This is a genomic window from Streptomyces sp. NPDC001549 (genome assembly GCF_042894025.1).
GTDB classification, from domain to species: domain Bacteria; phylum Actinomycetota; class Actinomycetes; order Streptomycetales; family Streptomycetaceae; genus Streptomyces; species Streptomyces kutzneri.
Genome location: NZ_JBIAVJ010000001.1, coordinates 242,073 through 259,790, shown reverse-complemented (window position 1 = coordinate 259,790; position 17,718 = coordinate 242,073). Strand labels below are relative to the sequence as shown.

The 17,718-nt window shown below is 70.4% G+C and carries 16 protein-coding genes; 8 read left to right on the top strand and 8 right to left on the bottom strand.

All coding sequences use genetic code 11. The features are described from left to right. Positions 1 to 352 precede the first annotated feature (352 nt). The 5 genes from ACFY04_RS01260 to ACFY04_RS01240 all read left to right on the top strand — a co-directional run bounded on the left by ACFY04_RS01260 (position 353) and on the right by ACFY04_RS01240 (position 4,948). Positions 353 to 1,102: a TraR/DksA family transcriptional regulator gene (locus ACFY04_RS01260; RefSeq protein ID WP_373038763.1), complete on the top strand. Its 750-nt coding sequence runs from the start codon at positions 353 to 355 to the stop codon at positions 1,100 to 1,102. Between the two features lie 123 nt (positions 1,103 to 1,225). After that, positions 1,226 to 1,768, top strand: coding sequence for a signal peptidase II (gene lspA / locus ACFY04_RS01255; protein ID WP_258309950.1), 543 nt, complete (start codon positions 1,226 to 1,228; stop codon positions 1,766 to 1,768). A gap of 41 nt (positions 1,769 to 1,809) precedes the next feature. Continuing rightward, positions 1,810 to 2,751, top strand: coding sequence for an RluA family pseudouridine synthase (locus tag ACFY04_RS01250; protein WP_389113647.1), 942 nt, complete (start codon positions 1,810 to 1,812; stop codon positions 2,749 to 2,751). After that, complete coding sequence (locus ACFY04_RS01245; protein WP_389113646.1) at positions 2,748 to 3,218, top strand: GNAT family N-acetyltransferase; 471 nt, start codon at positions 2,748 to 2,750, stop codon at positions 3,216 to 3,218. Before ACFY04_RS01250 ends, ACFY04_RS01245 begins: the two co-directional genes overlap by 4 nt. A 137-nt stretch (positions 3,219 to 3,355) precedes the next feature. Then, complete coding sequence (locus tag ACFY04_RS01240; protein WP_389113645.1) at positions 3,356 to 4,948, top strand: Na+/H+ antiporter; 1,593 nt, start codon at positions 3,356 to 3,358, stop codon at positions 4,946 to 4,948. A gap of 15 nt (positions 4,949 to 4,963) precedes the next feature. On the opposite strand, the gene ACFY04_RS01235 is transcribed toward ACFY04_RS01240, so the two are convergent. Continuing rightward, the gene (locus ACFY04_RS01235) at positions 4,964 to 5,467 is read right to left on the bottom strand and encodes an SRPBCC family protein (RefSeq protein ID WP_389113644.1); all 504 of its coding nucleotides are present in this window, start codon (positions 5,465 to 5,467) and stop codon (positions 4,964 to 4,966) included. Positions 5,468 to 5,533: 66 nt separating this feature from the next. Between ACFY04_RS01235 and ACFY04_RS01230 the strand changes: the two genes are divergently transcribed. After that, on the top strand, positions 5,534 to 6,124 hold the full coding sequence (locus ACFY04_RS01230) for a TetR/AcrR family transcriptional regulator (protein ID WP_389113643.1): 591 nt from the start codon (positions 5,534 to 5,536) through the stop codon (positions 6,122 to 6,124). Between the two features lie 27 nt (positions 6,125 to 6,151). Here the strand turns inward: ACFY04_RS01230 and ACFY04_RS01225 are convergent, their stop codons facing one another. Further along, positions 6,152 to 7,189, bottom strand: a complete 1,038-nt coding sequence (locus ACFY04_RS01225; RefSeq protein WP_389113908.1) for a mechanosensitive ion channel family protein — start codon at positions 7,187 to 7,189, stop codon at positions 6,152 to 6,154. 71 nt (positions 7,190 to 7,260) lie between these two features. Between ACFY04_RS01225 and ACFY04_RS01220 the strand changes: the two genes are divergently transcribed. Then, a complete protein-coding gene (locus tag ACFY04_RS01220) occupies positions 7,261 to 7,830 on the top strand; it encodes a dienelactone hydrolase family protein (protein ID WP_389113642.1) in 570 nt (189 codons plus the stop codon). Between the two features lie 60 nt (positions 7,831 to 7,890). On the opposite strand, the gene ACFY04_RS01215 is transcribed toward ACFY04_RS01220, so the two are convergent. The 5 genes from ACFY04_RS01215 to ACFY04_RS01195 form a co-directional block, all read right to left on the bottom strand. Next, positions 7,891 to 8,844, bottom strand: coding sequence for a zinc metalloprotease (locus tag ACFY04_RS01215; RefSeq protein WP_389113641.1), 954 nt, complete (start codon positions 8,842 to 8,844; stop codon positions 7,891 to 7,893). A gap of 232 nt (positions 8,845 to 9,076) precedes the next feature. Continuing rightward, positions 9,077 to 10,738, bottom strand: a complete 1,662-nt coding sequence (locus ACFY04_RS01210) for an alkaline phosphatase D family protein (RefSeq protein WP_389113640.1) — start codon at positions 10,736 to 10,738, stop codon at positions 9,077 to 9,079. A 130-nt stretch (positions 10,739 to 10,868) separates the two neighbouring features. Beyond that, positions 10,869 to 11,663, bottom strand: a complete 795-nt coding sequence (locus ACFY04_RS01205) for a thioredoxin domain-containing protein (protein WP_389113639.1) — start codon at positions 11,661 to 11,663, stop codon at positions 10,869 to 10,871. Between the two features lie 48 nt (positions 11,664 to 11,711). Continuing rightward, a complete protein-coding gene (locus tag ACFY04_RS01200) occupies positions 11,712 to 12,398 on the bottom strand; it encodes a hypothetical protein (protein WP_389113638.1) in 687 nt (228 codons plus the stop codon). Positions 12,399 to 12,436: 38 nt separating this feature from the next. Further along, a complete protein-coding gene (locus tag ACFY04_RS01195) occupies positions 12,437 to 13,762 on the bottom strand; it encodes a DUF2252 domain-containing protein (RefSeq protein WP_314248816.1) in 1,326 nt (441 codons plus the stop codon). Between the two features lie 173 nt (positions 13,763 to 13,935). Between ACFY04_RS01195 and dnaE the strand changes: the two genes are divergently transcribed. Further along, a complete protein-coding gene (gene dnaE, locus ACFY04_RS01190) occupies positions 13,936 to 17,478 on the top strand; it encodes a DNA polymerase III subunit alpha (protein WP_389113637.1) in 3,543 nt (1,180 codons plus the stop codon). Positions 17,479 to 17,550: 72 nt separating this feature from the next. Here dnaE and ACFY04_RS01185 read toward each other — a convergent pair whose 3' ends face one another. Beyond that, positions 17,551 to 17,715 (bottom strand): hypothetical protein, encoded by a 165-nt coding sequence (locus tag ACFY04_RS01185; protein ID WP_389113636.1) that lies wholly within the window; start codon positions 17,713 to 17,715, stop codon positions 17,551 to 17,553. Between the last annotated feature and the right edge of the window lie 3 nt (positions 17,716 to 17,718).

Here is a 17,718-nt window from a genome sequence, read left to right as displayed (position 1 = left end):
ACGCTACTCGTCCCCGTCCATGCCTTTCGCTGGGCTCAGTGTACGGGCCCGGGGGGCGCACGGCAGACCGGTTTACGGGGGCCCGCGCGGGGGCCCCCGGCCCGGCGTGGCGGGGCTGCGGGGAGGGTCCGCGCGTGACCCCGGCGCGCCCCCGGCGTGACCCGAATGGGCGTGCGCTGCCGCTTCCGGCCCGGGTGGGGCGGGAGTGGCGGATTACCGGGGCTCCTGATGGGCACAACGGATGCAGGTTGACCTCGATGGATGCGTGCCCCGTTGCCGCGGGGCCGGTGTCGATTTATCGTTCCGGCACGATTCGCGAGCAAAGATCACAGTATGTGAAGGGGTCGCGGCCATGGTGGCGAAGAAGACCGCCGGGAGTACTGCCAAGAAGGCTGTCGGGAAGGCCGCCGGGAAGGCGGCGGTCTCAGAGGACGCGGCCCCCGCCAAGAAGGCGACCGCTGCCCGAAAGACCGCTGCCGGCGCGCTCGCTCCGGACGGGAAGGCGACCGCCGTCAAGAAGACGACCGCCGTCGAGAAGCGGACGGCCACGGCCAAGAAGGCCGCGGCCGAGGGGGCGGCACCTGCCGCGAAGAAGACGGGAGTCCGGAAAGTGGTTGCCAAGAAGAGCGCGGGTACGGCGAGGAAGACGGCCGCGGCCGCCACCAGCGGGCTCCCCAAGGCGCGGGCCACGGCGGCCCTGGCGCCCGGTGAGCTCGCCGTACGGCCCGGGGAGGACCCCTGGACCCCCAAGGAGGTCGAGGACGCCCGTGCGGAGCTCCTGTCGGAGGTGCTGCGGCTGCGGGCCGAGCTCGACGCCTCGGAGGCGGCGATCACCGGCCTGATGCGGGACTCCGGGGACGGCGCGGGCGACGACCAGGCCGACACGGGCACCAAGAACATCACCCGCGAGTCCGAGCTGGCGCTCGCGGCGAACGCCACCTCGATGCTGGAGCAGACCGAGCGGGCCCTGGAGCGGCTGGAGGCGGGCACGTACGGCCTCTGCGAGAACTGCGGGCAGCCCATCGGCAAGGCCAGGATGCAGGCCTTCCCGCGGGCCACGCTGTGCGTGGACTGCAAGCAGAAGCAGGAACGGCGGCACTAGCACGGTTGGGGAGGTGGGGCAGGCGGCGCGCGGGGACCCTGACGTACCCTCGTGTTCCGTCAGGGTCCAGGAGGAGCCTGGTTCGAGCTAGTTCGAGGGACTCACGTGGCAGAGGCGGAGCGCATCATCGGTACGCCGGAGGTCGGGGACGACACCCAGCCGGAGTCCGCCGGGCCCAAGGGGCGCCGTCGGATCACGGCTCTGCTCGTCGTGGCGGTGCTCGCCTACCTGCTCGACCTCGGCAGCAAGATGCTGGTCGTGGCGAAGCTGGAGCACCAGCCGCCGATCGAGATCATCGGTGACCTGCTGAAGTTCGAGGCGGTCCGCAACCCGGGCGCCGCCTTCGGCTTCGGCGAGGCCTTCACCATCATCTTCACCTGCATCGCGGCCTCGGTGATCGTGGTGATCGTGCGGCTGGCCCGCAAGCTCTACAGCCTGCCGTGGGCGATCGCGCTCGGCCTGCTGCTGGGTGGCGCGCTGGGCAACCTGACCGACCGGATCTTCCGTTCGCCGGGTGTGTTCCGGGGTGCGGTCGTCGACTTCATCGCGCCCGCCCATTTCGCCGTCTTCAACCTCGCGGACTCGGCGATCGTGTGCGGCGGCATCCTGATCGTCCTGCTGTCCTTCAAGGGTCTGGACCCGGACGGGACCGTCCACAAGGACTGATCGCGGGACGGCCCGTCCGCCCCGTCCTGCATACTCGACGGGTGAGTACGATTCCCGAGATCCGCACCCTGCCCGTTCCCGATGGCCTTGAGGGCGAGCGCGTCGACGCCGCCATCGCCCGTATGTTCGGTTTTTCCCGGACGAAGGCGGCCGATCTCGCGGCCGCGGGAAAGGTGTCGGTCGACGGCAGTGTCGTCGGGAAGTCCGAGCGTGTGCACGGTGGCGCCTGGCTCGAAGTCGAGATGCCCGAGCCGGCCCGGCCGGTCGAGGTCGTCGCCGAGCCCGTCCCCGGCATGGAGATCATCCACGATGACGACGACATCGTCGTCATCATGAAGCCGGTCGGCGTGGCCGCCCACCCGAGCCCCGGCTGGACCGGCACCACCGTCATCGGCGGCCTCGCCGCGGCCGGCTACCGCATCTCCACCTCCGGTGCGTCCGAGCGCCAGGGCATCGTGCACCGCCTCGACGTCGGCACGTCCGGCCTGATGGCCGTCGCGAAGTCGGAGCGCGCCTACACCTCGCTCAAGAACCAGTTCCGCGAGCGGATCGTGGACAAGCGCTACCACGCGCTGGTGCAGGGCCACCCGGACCCGATGAGCGGCACGATCGACGCGCCGATCGGCCGCCACCCCAGCGCGGACTACAAGTGGGCGGTGATCCAGGACGGCAAGGCCTCCGTCACCCACTACGACCTGATCGAGGCCTTCCGCGCCGCCTCGCTGCTCGACATCAAGCTGGAGACCGGGCGTACGCACCAGATCCGCGTGCACATGGCCGCGCACCGGCACCCCTGCGTCGGCGACCTGACCTACGGCGCCGACCCGACCGTCGCCAAGCGGCTCGGCCTGACCCGGCAGTGGCTGCACGCGGTGCGCCTCGGCTTCGAGCACCCGTCGGACGGGCAGTGGGTCGAGTTCGAGAGCACCTACCCGGCGGACCTGCAGCACGCGCTGGACGTGATCCGGGCGGAGAGCGAGTGACCTCGCCGGTCGAGGTGCGGGTCGCCGCCACGGAGGAGGACCTGCAGTCCTGCTTCGCGGTGCGGTCCGAGGTCTTCGTGGTCGAGCAGTCGGTGCCGGAGTCGATCGAGTACGACGCGTACGACGCGGACGCGGTGCACGTCCTGGCCGTGGGCGCGGACGGGGTGCCGCTGGGCACGGGCCGGCTGCTGTACGGGGACGCGGCGCTGGCGAAGACCGGCGGCGCGGAGGGCGTCGGCTCGCTGGGCCGGCTGGCCGTCGCCAAGTCCGCGCGCGGGCTGGGCGTGGGTGTGGCGCTGGTCCGCGCGATCGAGGCGGAGGCGGCCCGTCGGGGCCTGACGGCCGTCGACCTGGGCGCGCAGACGCATGCGCTGGGCTTCTACGAGCGGCTGGGGTACGTGGCCTACGGCCCGGAGTTCCAGGACGCGGGCATCCCCCACCGCGCGATGCGCCGCCCCCTGCCGTAACCGGGGCTCCGCCCCGGAATTTCCATCCCCGCCGGCGTTTGAGGCGCGGGCGCGGAGCGCCGTAGGGGGTTCCGGGCGGAGCCCCGACACGCTTCCGACCCGCACCGCCAAGCGCAGCGGACTGGCAGGGTGGGGGAGTGGATCAGCTTGCTCTGCTGTTCGTGCTCCTGCTCGGGGCCGTGGTCACGGTGCCGCTCGGGGACCGGCTCAAACTGCCCGCGCCCGTCCTGATGACCATCGGCGGGGTGATCCTCGCACTGGTGCCGGCCGTGCCGAACGTCGAGATCCCGCCCGAGTTCATCCTGCCGCTGGTGCTGCCGCCGCTGCTGTACGCCTCCGTGCAGCGCACGTCCTGGCGGCAGTTCGCCGCCAACGTCCGGCCCATCCTGCTGCTGGCCGTCGCCCTGGTGTTCGTCACCACCGGTGCCGTCGCCGCCGTCGCCAACGCCGTCGTGCCCGGGCTGCCGATCGCCGCCGCCCTCGCCCTCGGCGCGCTCGTCGCCCCGCCCGACCCGGTGGCCGCCACCGCCGTCGCCGGATCGCTCGGGCTGCCCCGCCGCATGGTGTCGATCCTGGAGGGCGAGGGGCTGTTCAACGACGTGACGGCGATCGTGCTGTACCACGTGGCCGTCGCCGCCGTCGTGAGCGGCAGTTTCTCCTGGCCCCAGGCGCTCAAGGAGTTCGTGCTCTCCGCCGTGGTGGCCGTGGCCGTCGGGCTCGCGCTCGGCTGGATCGCCAACCACCTCATGGGGCGGCTCGGCGACGCCACCCTGCAGATCGGGCTGACGCTGCTGGTGCCGTTCGTCGCGTACGTGGTGGCCGAGGAACTCCAGGGGTCGGGGGTGCTGGCCGTGCTGACGACGGCCCTGTTCCTCGCCGAGTACGCGAGCGACGCCGACGACGTGCTGGGGCGCCTCGCCGGGCACACCTTCTGGGAGGTCGTCGACATGCTGGTCACCGGCGTGGCCTTCGGGCTGATCGGGCTGGAGCTGCACAACGTGTTCGGCACGGCCGAGGACCGGGTGTGGGAGATGGCCGGGTGGGCGGCGATCGTGGTCGCGGTGGTGGTCGGCGTACGGCTGGTGTGGCTGCTGCCGGCCGGCTGGCTGGCCCAGAGACTGCACCAGCGGCGCGACTACGACGAGGAGATCCCGCTGAGCTGGCGGGAGAGCGTGGTGATGTGGTGGGCCGGGATGCGCGGGGTGGCCTCGGTGGCCCTGGCGCTGGCCATTCCGCTGCGGACGGACGCCGGTGAGCCCTTTCCCGGGCGGGACCAGATCATCTTCATCGCGTTCGCGGTGATCATGACGACCCTGGTGTGCCAGGGGCTGACGCTGCCGTGGCTGGTACGGCGGCTGGGGGTGGAGGCCGACACGGACGCCGAGCGGGACGCGGAGCGGCAGCTGGCGGTCCGCGCGGCCAAGGCCGCGAAGCGGCGGCTGAAGGAGATCGAGGAGGCGGAGGAGCTTCCGGAGGACCTGGTCGAGCAGCTGTACCGGCGCGCGTACGACGTGGGGGCCAGGATCAGCCCCGACATGGTGGACGAGGAACGGCGCGAGGCGTACGCGAAGCGCGTGGAGCGGCTCCACGACGTCCAGCGGATCCAGCGGGAGATGATGTCGGCGGCCCGCCACGAGGTCCTGGCCGCCCGCAGCGAACCCGGCTCCGACCCGGAGATCGTGGACCGGGTGCTGCGGCACCTCGACGTACGGAGCCTCCGCGCCCCTTAGGGGGTGGCCTGCCGGTCAGGCCGGCCGGGTCACGAGGCGTTCCAGTCCGCGCAGGAAGCGGACGTACGGGGACCAGCGGGCCGGGCGGGCGACCGTGCCCGTGCAGGCCAGTTCGGCGCGGTCCAGGCTGTCCTCCAGGACCGCGTCGTGCATCACGCGGATGGCCAGCGGCCAGGTGATGCGGCTGATGCCGCTGAGGTTCATCGCGATGGTGTGGCGCAGCACGGTGCGCTCGGCGTCGAGGGGCAGCGCGGTGTACTCGTGGAAGCCGTGGAAGCCCCGGGGTCCGGTGAAGGTGAACCGCACCCAGGTCCCCGGCACGTACGCGGCCACGGTGTAGCGCACCGGTCCGTGTCCGCCCGCCGCCCCGACCCCGAGGGGGCGGTCGAGCTCCATGTCCTCCCACAGGCGGCTGGGCCACAGCCGGTCGTCCTCCCCGCTGGACAGCGTGTCGATCAGTGCGCCGACCTCGCTCTCCTTCGCCGCGATCACGCGTTCGTGCAAGTTGTAGACGCCCATGGACGGTCCTCCCCACCGCATTATTAGAGAGGGGTCTCTAATAATCTGGAGAGTACTCTCTGATTCATGGCGAGACCACCCCGCTTCGACACCGACCAGATCCTCGACGCCGCCGTCCGGCTGGCCGCCTCCGCCGGGCCGGGCGGCGTGACGATGTCCGCCGTCGCCCAGGCGATCGGCGCGCCCAGCGGCTCCATGTACCACCGCTTCGCCGGGCGCAGCGCCCTGCTCGCCGAGGTGTGGCTGCGCAGCGTCGAGCGGTTCCAGGAAGGCTACTTCGCCAGCCTGCACAGCGACACCGACCCGCGCCGGGCCGCCCGCGCGGCCGCCCGGCACGTCGTGGGGTGGAGCCGCGCCCACCCCGAGGAGGCCGCCCTCCTGCTCTACGGCCCGTGGGAGTTCGGCCGCGCCGACTGGTCGGAGGAGCACACCGGCCGGGCCGATGCCGGCAACCAGCGGGTGTACGCCGCCATCGGTACCCTCGCCGCCACTCTGGGCGCGACCGGGCCCCAGGACCAGGACCGCGTCACCCTGGCCCTGATCGACCTCCCGCTCTCGGTCGTCCGCCGCCACCTGCGCGCCGGCGGCCCGCTGCCGCCGCACGCCGAGGACCTCGCCGAGGAGTGCGCGGCCGCGCTCCTGCCCGCCGCTTCCTAGGGGGTGTCTTGCCGGTCAGGACACCCCCTAGGGGGCTTCCGCGGCCGGGGTCGTGGCGATGCGGGGGAGGGCGTACGGGTGCTCGGCCACCAGCCAGGTGATCAGGCGTTCGCGGACCGCGCAGCGCAGCGTCCAGAGGTCGTCGGCGTCCTTCGCCGTGACCGCCGCGCGGACCTGGACCGTGTGCGGTGTGGTGTCCGTCACGGCCAGCCCGCCGCCGCGGCCGTCCCACTCCGGGATCTCCGTGAGGATGTGCCGGAGCCGTTCCCGCATCAGGTCGATCGGCGCGCTGTGGTCCAGGTGCCAGAAGACCGTGCCGGTCATCTGCGCGCCGCCGCGCGACCAGTTCTCGTACGGCTTGCTCGTGAAGTAGGACACAGGCATCGTGATGCGCCGCTCGTCCCAGGTGCGGACCGTCAGGAAGGTCAGGGTGATCTCCTCGACCCGGCCCCACTCCTTGTCGACCACCACCGTGTCGCCGATGCGGACGGTGTCGCCGAAGGCGATCTGGAGGCCGGCGAAGAGGTTGCTGAGCGAGGCCTGGGCGGCGATGCCCGCCACGATGCCGAGGACGCCCGCGGAGGCCAGCAGCGAGGCGCCGAGCGTCCGCATCGGGGGGAAGGTCAGCAGCATCGCCGCCGCGGCCACCACGACCACCACCGCCGTGACCACCCGCTGGATCAGGGTGACCTGGGTGCGGACCCGGCGTACCCGGGCCTCGTCCTCGGTCACCGCCGCGTAGCGCGCGTACGTCGAGTCGACGGCGGCCGTCGCGATGCGTACCGCGAGCCAGGCCGCGGAGGCGATCAGGACCAGAGTGAGGAACCGGCCGACGCCGAAGGCGTGGTCGGGCAGGATTCCGGCCCGCCGGTAGGAGGCTCTCAGCAGCGAGGTGCAGAGGACGACCTGGAAGGGCAGCCGGCAGTGGCGCAGCAGGCCCCACAGGGGGGTCTCGGTGTGCCGGGCGTCGGCCCGGCGCAGCAGCAGGTCCAACAGCCAGCCCGCGATCAGGGTGGCGGCCAGTGCGCCGCCGATGACCGTGACGGGGCGCAGGACGTTCTCCATCTCCATGGGTACGAACGTAGCGGGAAGCGGTCCGCGGGCTTCTCCTCCACGGCGGCTGGCACGATGGAGGCATGAACATCATGCTTTTCCATTCGACGTACGGGCTGCGGCCCGCGGTGCACGCGGCGGCCGACCGGCTGCGCGCGGCCGGGCACCAGGTCCAGGTGCCGGATCTCTTCGGGGGACGCACCTTCGGGACCGTCGAGGAGGGCATGGCCCACCGGGACGAGATCGGCCGTGACGAACTGCTGAAGCGCGCGGTGCTGGCCTCCGCCCCCTTCTCGGACCAGGGGCTGGTCTACGCGGGCTTCTCCTTCGGCGGTTCGGTCGCCCAGCACCTGGCGATGGCCGACGAGAAGGCGCGCGGGCTGCTGCTCCTGCACGGGACGGCGGACCTGGAGGACGGCGCCTCGGTGGACGAGCTGCCCGTGCAACTGCACATCGCGGACCCGGATCCCTTCGAGCCGCACGACTGGCTGACGGCCTGGTACCTGCGGATGCAGCGCGCGGGGGCCGACGTGGAGGTCCACAGCTACCCGGGTGCCGGGCACCTGTTCACCGACCCGGAGCTGGACGACTACGACGCCGAGGCCGCCGAGCAGCTCTGGAAGGTCGCCCTCGGCTTCCTCGACAGCCTGTAGGCGCGAAAGCGGAGGGGCCCGGCCCGGCGGATGCCGGACCGGGCCCTTGTCGCGGGGAGGTCAGCCCGCGCGGTACGCGGTCCAGCTGCTCGACATGCGAGCGACCTGGCCGGCGGTGAACTGGTACATGCAGGAGTCGTACGTGTAGTCCATGAAGTTGCGGATCGGGTCCACGCCCGGCTTGCTCGCGCAGCTGTCGCGCCCGGTCGGGCACTCGTACGCGGCGCTCTTCTCGGCCGGGGTGTCGGAGACGTAGTCGCCGTTGCCGTTACAGCCGCCCTGGAAGGTGTGGTAGAGCCCCAGCCAGTGGCCGACCTCGTGGGTGGCGGTGTCACCCTCGTTGTAGTTGGCCGAGGAGCCGCCCGGCAGCGAGCTGTCGAGCACGACCACGCCGTCCATCTTGGGGCTGGAGGCGTAGGACGTCGGGAAGGTCGCCCAGCCGAGCAGGCCGCCGGAGAGCTTGGCGGTGTAGAAGTTGAGCGCGCCCGGGCCGCCCTTGCGCAGGGTGTTCTTCATGTCCTTCTCGGCCTGGGAGCCGGAAGCCAGGTTGTACCAGGTGGCGTTGTCCGTGTAGTCGGTGGCCGCCAGGGTGAACTGGAAGTTCGTGTTGACGTTGCCGGTGCCCTGGCCGCCGTAGGCCGCGTTGAGGACCGCGAGCTGCTTGCCGACGTCCGTGGCCGTCAGCTTTCCGGTGGTGCCGGAGTGCACGACGTGGAAGTACACGGGGATGTTCACGACGGCCTCGGCGGCCGCCAGGCTGCGCTGCGGCTGGTTCTTGAGGGCCTTGTCCAGCTTCGACTTGAGGTCGGCGTCCATGGCCTTCGCCTGCGCGTCGCTGATCGCGTTGGGCTCGTCCGCGTGCTCGTCGTGGGCGCGGGCGACGCGGGCGTTCGCAGCGCCGGAGGCGGCGGGCTGGTCGGCGCAGACCTCGGCGGGGGACTTGGAGGCCGCAAGCGTGGTGGGGGCCGCGAGCGGCGTGAAGGCCAGGGTTCCGGCCAGAACCGCCGTGCCCATCAGGCGACGGCGGAGAAGGGGGGATATGCGGGCAACTGCACGCACGTGTGCTCCTCGCGTGGGGGGTTGTGGGGGATGGCGGCCTGAAGGATCTTCTTCAGCTGGCGCGAAGCTTATGTGTGCATGACATATTCAGGTCAAGTGGCTTACGTAAAAGATTTGTTGCTTCTGACGCACAAGGGGCGCCTGGTATGTACCAGACGCCCCATGTGACGGGAGATTTGACGGTCGATCAGCGAACGGGCTGATGCACCCGCTCCACTTTCTGGGTCCCGTTCAGCGTCCGGTATGACCGGCTCCACGCGGATGTGGCACCCGGCTGCCGCTTGTCGGACACCACGTAGTAGTCCATCTGCGAGCGCTCCGCCGTCACGTCCAGCACGCCGTAGCCGTGCGCGTCCATGTCGAGCCACTTCACGTGCCAGTTGGCGGCCTTGATGGCCGACTCGGCGACCAGCGAGAGGGTGTCCGGCAGGACGTGCAGCATGTCGTCGAGGTTGTCGGAGGTTACCGAGGTGACCACGAACTCGGTCGCCGCCGTGCCCGAGCCCGGGTACGTGGCCATGTTCATCGGGACCTCGTTCGCCCAGGCCATGTGGATGTCGCCGGTCAGGAACACGGTGTTCTTGACACCCCGGTCCTTCAGATGGCCCAGCAGCTCCTTGCGGTCGTCCGTGTAGCCGTCCCACTGGTCCACGTTGATCGCGAGGCCGCCCTCGGGCAGGCCGAGCAGCTTGGCCAGCGGCTTCAGCAGGTGCGCGGGCAGCGAGGCGAAGGCCACCGGCGAGATCATCACCGAGGTGCCCACCAGCTTCCAGGTCGCCTCCGAGCCCGCGAGGCCCGACTTGAGCCAGTCCAGCTGGGCGCGCCCGGTGATGGTGCGCTCCGGGTCGTCCACCGAGCCGCTGCCGACCTTGGTCTGCTGCGAGCGGAAGGAGCGCAGGTCCAGCAGGTGCAGGTCGGCGAGGGTGCCGAAGCGCAGCCGGCGGTAGACGGTGCCCGCGACGGAGGCGCGTACGGGCATCCACTCGAAGTACGCCTGCTTGGCGGCGGCCGCGCGGGCCGCCCACTCACCCTCGGCGCCCGGCGTGTGGTTCTCGGCGCCGCCGGCCCAGCTGTCGTTGGCGAGCTCGTGGTCGTCCCATATGGCGATGACCGGGTGCGCGTGGTGCAGGGCCTGCAGGTCGGCGTCCGTCTTGTACTTGCCGTGGCGGGTGCGGTAGTCGGCGAGCGAGACGATCTCGTGCTTCGGCTCGTGCGGGCGTACGACGTACTTCGCCTCCGGGTAGCCCCCGGACTGGTACTCGTAGATGTAGTCGCCCAGGTGCAGGATCGCGTGCAGATCCGTGCGGGCCGCCAGGTGGCGGTAGGCGGAGAAGTAGCCGGACTCCCAGTTGGCGCAGGAGACCACGCCGAAGCGGACCCCCTCGGTCGTCGCCTCGTGGGCCGGGGTGGTCAGGGTGCGCCCGACGGGGGAGACGGTGGCGCCGACCGTGAAGCGGTACCAGTACGGCGTCTGCGGCTGGAGCCCGCGCACGTCCACCTTGACCGTGTGGTCGGTGGCGGCGCTCGCCGTGACGGTGCCGGAGCCGACGATCCGGGAGAAGCCCTTGTCGGCCGCCACTTCCCAGCCCACCTGGGTGGCCGGGCCGAGCCCCGAGCCGGGTACGGCCTCGGGGGCCGGGGTGACGCGGGTCCACAGCAGGACCCCGTCGGGCAGCGGGTCGCCCGAGGCGACGCCGTGGAGGAAGGCGGGCGCGATGCCCGCCGCGTGGGCGGCCGAGGCGCCCAACGAGGTGAGGGGGGCCAGCGCGGCCGTGGCTGCAGCGGCCAGAACGACCGTGCGGCGGCGGGGAGTTGCCGCGGACTGGGAGGGGGTGAGATGACTGGTCACGGGCGATGATATTACCGACGGGTACACCAGCTGGACCAGGTGCGGGAATGCAAAGGGCGGACGAACTCTGGGAGTTCGCCCGCCCTTCGAAGCGGACCGTCCGGACGGTGATATCCGGAATGCCCCGGGATCAGCCCTGCAGTGCCTTGTCGATCGCCGCCGTGAACAGCTCCGCCGTCTGCGGCGTCTCGATCTTCTTGCCGTCCATCTTCAGCGTCGGCGTGCCCTTCACCCCGGACTTGTCGAAGGCCTTCGACATCTCCAGCGCCCACCGGTCGTACGTACCGTCCTCGACGGCCTTCTTGAACTCGGCGTTGCCCTTGAGCGCCGGGACCGTGTCCGCGACCTTCAGCAGGTAGTCGTCCTTGGCGAAGCTGTCGTCGGTCTCCTCGGGGTGCAGGTCCTTGGAGTAGAGCGCGCCCTTGTAGTCGAGGAAGGCCTGCGGGCTGACGTTGAGCGCCGCGCCCAGGGCGCTCAGCGCGTTCTTCGAGCCCTCGCCCTTGACGGCGTTGTCGATGAAGGTAGCGCCGATGTACTGGAGCTTGTACTTGCCCGCGTCCACGTCCTTCTTGACCTGCTCGCCGGCCGCCTGCTCGAAGGAGGCGCAGGCCGGGCAGCGCGAGTCCTCGTACAGCTCCAGGGTCTTCTTGGCGTCGGCCTTGCCGATGACGACCGTGGTGCCGTCCTCGCCCTCGGTGTTCTTCGGCTTGACCAGCTCGGCCTTGGCGGCCTTCTCCCAGTGGCCGGGCTGGTTGGCCTGCATGACCCCGTAGCCGATGGCGCCGATCAAGCCGAGCGCGACCAGGACCCCGCCCGCCACGATCACCTGGCGGCGCACCTTGTCCTTCTTGGCCTGGGCCTCGCGCTCGGCGCGCAGACGCTCGCGGGCCGCTGCCTTGTTCGCGTGGCTGTTGCGTGAACTCATCGTGATCTCCGTGGGGTGTGACGTGTGGAAGGGACTGCCGTACGTGCGTCAGGCGCGGGCGAGCGCGCCGAGCACGGGGGGTCCCCGCCGTCCCACGGAGTGTGCCGGGAAGCGGGTACGGGCCCCGGCGGCCGAGCGGAGCGACCGCAGCAGCGCCCGCGCCGGCCGGCGGGTCACCGCGACCGAAGCCGCCGCCAGCAGCAGCGGCCGGAACGCGAAGGCGGCCACCGCCCGCAGCAGCCGGCCCAGTGCCCGCTCGCCGTGGCGCAGCCAGGCGGCGGCCAGCAGTCCGACCGAGACATGGGCGCCGAGCAGCAGCCAGGGCGTGTACGGCCCCGGCGAGGACAGCAGCGCGGCCGCGTCGGCCGGGCCGGTCACCTCGGTCAGCGGCCCGCCCACCGGCGTGCCGCCGCACAGGGCGTCCAGGCCCATGGCGCGCAGCGGGCCCGCGACGGGTCCGCCGGCCGGGCCGTAGCAGAGGTGCTGGCCGGTGGTGAAGACGGTGTCGGCGGCCAGCTCCAGCGGTACGAGCAGCCCGGCGATGGGGCCGAAGCCCCGTTCGCGGCCCGCGAGCGCGTAGGCGATCGCGAACACACCCGCGAAGGCCCCGGCCACCAGCGTGGGCGGCAGCGGGACCTGGGACATCAGGACGTGCGAGCCCGAGGAGAGCAGTACGACGAGCGCGCTGAACAGCGCGGCCCGCAGCCCCCTGAGTCCCGTCCCGGAAATGTCCATCCTCGCGAGTGTGCCATGCGTTCCTGTGGAACAGGCGTTCAGGGAGTGAGACGCCCGTTACGGAAGAGGTCCACGAAGATCTGGTGGTCGGCGCGCGCCCGGGCCCCGTACGCGTGGGCGAAGTCCACGAGCAGCTCCGCGAAGCCCTCCTCGTCGGCCGCGATCGCCGCGTCGATGGCCCGCTCGGTGGAGAAGGGCACCAGGGACTGCCCGCTCTCGGCCTCGTCGGCCGACGCGTGCATGGTCGCGGTCGCCCGGCCGAGATCGGCGACGACGGCCGCGATCTCCTCCGGGTCGTCCAGGTCCGACCAGTCCAGGTCCACCGCGTACGGGGAGACCTCCGCGACGAGCTGCCCGGCCCCGTCCAGCTCCGTCCACCCCAGCCACGGGTCGGCGTGCGCCTGCAGGGCGCGCTGGGAGATGACCGTGCGGTGCCCCTCGTGCCGGAAGTACTCGCGCACCGCCCGGTCCGTGATGTGCCGGGAGGCCGCCGGGGTCTGTGCCTGCTTGAGGTAGATCACGACGTCGTTCTCCAGGGCGTCGCTGTGCCCCTCCAGCAGGATGTTGTAGGAGGGCAGGCCCGCCGAGCCGATCCCGACGCCGCGGCGCCCCACCACGTCCTTGACCCGGTAGGAGTCCGGCCGCACGAGGGACTCGTCGGGGAGGGTCTCCAGGTACCCGTCGAAGGCGGCCAGCACCTTGTAGCGGGTGGCGGCGTCCAGCTCGATGGAGCCCCCGCCGGAGGTGAAGCGGCGCTCGTAGTCCCGTATCTCCGTCATGGAGTCCAGGAGGGAGAAACGGGTCCGGGAGCGGGCCGAGCGCAGCGCGTCCAGCAGCGGGCCCTCGGCGGTGTCCAGGGTGAAGGAGGGCACCTCCTCGTTTTTGGCGCCGGCCGCGAGCCGGTGGATCCGCTCCCGGTAGGCGCCCGCGTAGATCCGCACCAGCTCGCTTATCTGGTCGTCGCTGAGCGCCTTGGTGTAGCCGATCAGGGCGACGGAGGCGGCGAACCGCTTCAGGTCCCAGGTGAAGGGGCCGACGTAGGCCTCGTCGAAGTCGTTGACGTTGAAGATCAGCCGGCCGTTGGAGTCCATGTACGTGCCGAAGTTCTCGGCGTGCAGGTCTCCGTGGATCCACACCCGGCCCGTCCGCTCGTCCAGGTAAGGGCCGCCGTGCCGGTCCCGCTCCAGGTCGGAGTAGAAGAGGCAGGCGGTACCCCGGTAGAAGGCGAAGGCCGAAGCCGCCATCTTGCGGAATTTGACCTGGAAGGCAGCGGGGTCGGCGGCGAGCAGCTCACCGAACGCGGTGTCGAAAACGTCGAGGATCTGCTCGGCGCGCTGCTCGTCGGTCGTCTCGGGGACCGCCATGGCGGGTTCCTCCTGGTGCACGGGCTGTTTCAGGTTCCGACCGACTGGACGCCGGATCGGCCCTCCTGGTTCTGCAACGCCCGACCGTACCGGTCAGTGCCCGTGATCTGTCACCCGGCCGACGTAGGATTCGAAGCTGCCCCCTCACCCCCCGCCCCCGGAGGACCCGCGCCGTGACAAAGCCGCCGTTCACGCACCTGCACGTCCACACCCAGTACTCGCTGCTGGACGGTGCCGCGCGGCTGAAGGACATGTTCAACGCGTGCAACGAGATGGGCATGACGCACATCGCCATGTCCGACCACGGCAATCTGCACGGGGCGTACGACTTCTTCCACACGGCGCAGAAGGCCGGCATCACGCCGATCATCGGCATCGAGGCGTACGTCGCCCCCGAGTCCCGGCGCAACAAGCGGCGCATCCAGTGGGGCCAGCCGCACCAGAAGCGCGACGACGTCTCCGGTTCCGGTGGTTACACCCACAAGACGATCTGGGCGTCGAACGCCACCGGTCTGCACAACATCTTCCGGCTGTCCTCCGACGCGTACGCCGAGGGCTGGCTCACGAAGTGGCCGCGGATGGACAAGGAGACCATCTCCAAGTGGTCCGAGGGCCTGATCGCCTCCACCGGCTGCCCGTCCGGCGAGGTACAGACCAGGCTGCGGCTCGGCCAGTTCGACGAGGCCGTGCAGGCCGCCTCCGACTACAAGGACATCTTCGGCGAGGGGCGCTACTTCCTGGAGCTGATGGACCACGGCATCGAGATCGAGCGCCGGGTCCGCGACGGGCTGCTGGAGATCGGCAAGAAGCTCGGCATCCCGCCGCTGGTGACGAACGACTCCCACTACACGTACGCGAGCGAGTCCGTCGCCCACGACGCCCTGCTCTGCATCCAGACCGGCAAGAACCTCTCGGACCCGGACCGCTTCCGCTTCGACGGCACCGGCTACTACCTGAAGTCGACCGACGAGATGTACGCGATCGACTCCTCGGACGCCTGGCAGGAGGGCTGCGCCAACACCCGGCTGGTCGCCGACCAGGTCGACACCGAGGGCATGTTCAAGTTCCGGAACCTGATGCCGAAGTTCGACATCCCGGACGGCCACACCGAGGTCAGCTGGTTCCGCGAGGAGACCATGCGCGGCATGCACCGCCGCTACCCCGGAGGCATTCCGGAGGACCGGATGCAGCAGGCCGAGTACGAGATGGACACGATCATCTCGATGGGCTTCCCCGGCTACTTCCTCGTGGTCGCCGACTTCATCATGTGGGCCAAGAACCAGGGCATCGCGGTGGGCCCGGGCCGTGGCTCCGCAGCCGGTTCGATCGTCGCGTACGCCATGGGCATCACCGACCTCGACCCGCTCACGCACGGCCTGATCTTCGAGCGCTTCCTGAATCCCGAGCGCGTCTCCATGCCCGACGTCGACATCGACTTCGACGAGCGCCGGCGCGTGGAGGTGATCCGGTACGTGACCGACAAGTACGGCGCCGACAAGGTCGCCATGATCGGCACCTACGGCACCATCAAGGCCAAGAACGCGATCAAGGACTCGGCGCGCGTCCTGGGCTACCCGTACGCCATGGGCGACCGGCTCACCAAGGCCATGCCCGCCGACGTCCTCGGCAAGGGCATCCCGCTCTCCGGCATCCTCGACCCGCAGCACCCCCGCTACGGCGAGGCCGGCGAGATCCGCGGGATGTACGAGAACGAGCCGGACGTCAAGAAGGTCATCGACACCGCCCGCGGTGTGGAGGGCCTGGTCCGCCAGATGGGCGTGCACGCCGCCGGCGTGATCATGTCCAGCGAGACCATCACCGACCACGTACCCGTCTGGGTACGGCACACCGACGGCGTCACCATCACCCAGTGGGACTACCCGAGCTGCGAGTCGCTCGGCCTGCTGAAGATGGACTTCCTCGGCCTGCGCAACCTCACGATCATGGACGACGCCGTCAAGATGGTGAAGGCCAACAAGGGGATCGACATCGATCTCCTGAGCCTCCCGCTCGACGACCCCAAGACCTTCGAACTGCTCGGCCGCGGTGACACCCTCGGCGTCTTCCAGTTCGACGGCGGGCCCATGCGCTCGCTGCTGCGCCTGATGAAGCCCGACAACTTCGAGGACATCTCCGCCGTCTCGGCCCTGTACCGGCCGGGCCCGATGGGCATGAACTCGCACACGAACTACGCCCTGCGCAAGAACAAGCAGCAGGAGATCACCCCGATCCACCCGGAGCTGGAGGGGCCGCTCGAAGAGGTGCTCGCGGTCACCTACGGCCTGATCGTCTACCAGGAGCAGGTCCAGAAGGCCGCCCAGATCATCGCCGGGTACTCGCTCGGCGAGGCCGACATCCTGCGCCGTGTGATGGGCAAGAAGAAGCCCGAGGAGCTGGCGAAGAACTTCGTCATCTTCGAGGAGGGCGCCAGGGGCAAGGGCTTCAGCGACCAGGCGATCAAGGCCCTGTGGGACGTCCTGGTCCCCTTCGCCGGCTACGCCTTCAACAAGGCCCACTCGGCCGCGTACGGCCTGGTCTCCTACTGGACCGCCTACCTGAAGGCGAACTTCCCGGCCGAGTACATGGCCGGCCTGCTCACCTCGGTCAAGGACGACAAGGACAAGTCCGCGATCTACCTGAACGAGTGCCGCCGGATGGGCATCAAGGTCCTGCCGCCGAACGTGAACGAGTCCGAGCCGAACTTCGCGGCCCAGGGCGACGACGTGATCCTCTTCGGCCTCACCGCGGTGCGCAACGTCGGCACCAACGTCGTCGAGTCGATCATCAGGACGAGGAAGGCCAAGGGGAAGTTCTCCTCCTTCCCCGACTTCCTGGACAAGGTCGAGGCCGTCGTCTGCAACAAGCGCACCGTCGAGTCGCTGATCAAGGCCGGCGCCTACGATGAGATGGGCCACACCCGCAAGGGCCTGGTCGCGCACCACGAGTCGATGATCGACAACGTGGTCGCGGTCAAGCGCAAGGAGGCCGAGGGACAGTTCGACCTGTTCGGCGGGATGGGTGACGAGAACGCGAGCGACGAGCCCGGCTTCGGCCTCGACGTGGAGTTCTCCGACGTCGAGTGGGAGAAGTCCTACCTGCTCGCCCAGGAGCGCGAGATGCTCGGCCTCTACGTCTCCGACCACCCGCTCTTCGGCCTGGAGCACGTGCTCTCCGACAAGACGGACGCCGGTATCTCCCAGCTGACCGGCGGCGAGCACTCCGACGGCGCCGTCGTCACCATCGGCGGCATCATCTCGGGCCTCCAGCGCAAGATGACCAAGCAGGGCAACGCCTGGGCCATCGCCACCGTCGAGGACCTGGCCGGCTCCATCGAATGCATGTTCTTCCCGGCGACCTACCAGCTCGTCTCCACCCAGCTGGTCGAGGACACCGTCGTCTTCGTCAAGGGCCGCCTCGACAAGCGCGAGGACGTCCCCCGCCTGGTCGCCATGGAGATGATGGTCCCCGACCTCTCCTCGGCCGGCACGAACGCCCCGGTGGTCCTCACCATCCCCACCGTCAAGGTCACGCCGCCGATGGTGACCCGTCTGGGCGAGATCCTGCGCCACCACAAGGGCAACACCGAGGTGCGGATCAAGCTGCAGGGGCCGCGGACCACCACCGTGCTCCGCCTCGACAAGCACCGCGTCCAGCCCGACCCGGCGCTCTTCGGCGACCTCAAGGTGCTGCTCGGACCGTCCTGCCTGGCCGGATAGCGCCCCCGGCGGTACGCGCGGAAGGGCCCGCCCGGTGAACCGGGCGGGCCCTTCCGCGTGCGAGTACGGCCGTCAGTTGTGGCCGAACTTCTTCTCCTTGCGCTTGTGCGCCATGTCCATCGGGCTCGGCGCCGAGGAGGAGGGCATCGACTCGGTCTCCGACGTGCCCTTGGTCGGATCCTGCGCCGACCGGGGCTGCTGCTTGGCGGGCTGCTTCTGGTTCTTGTTCTTGGCCATGGT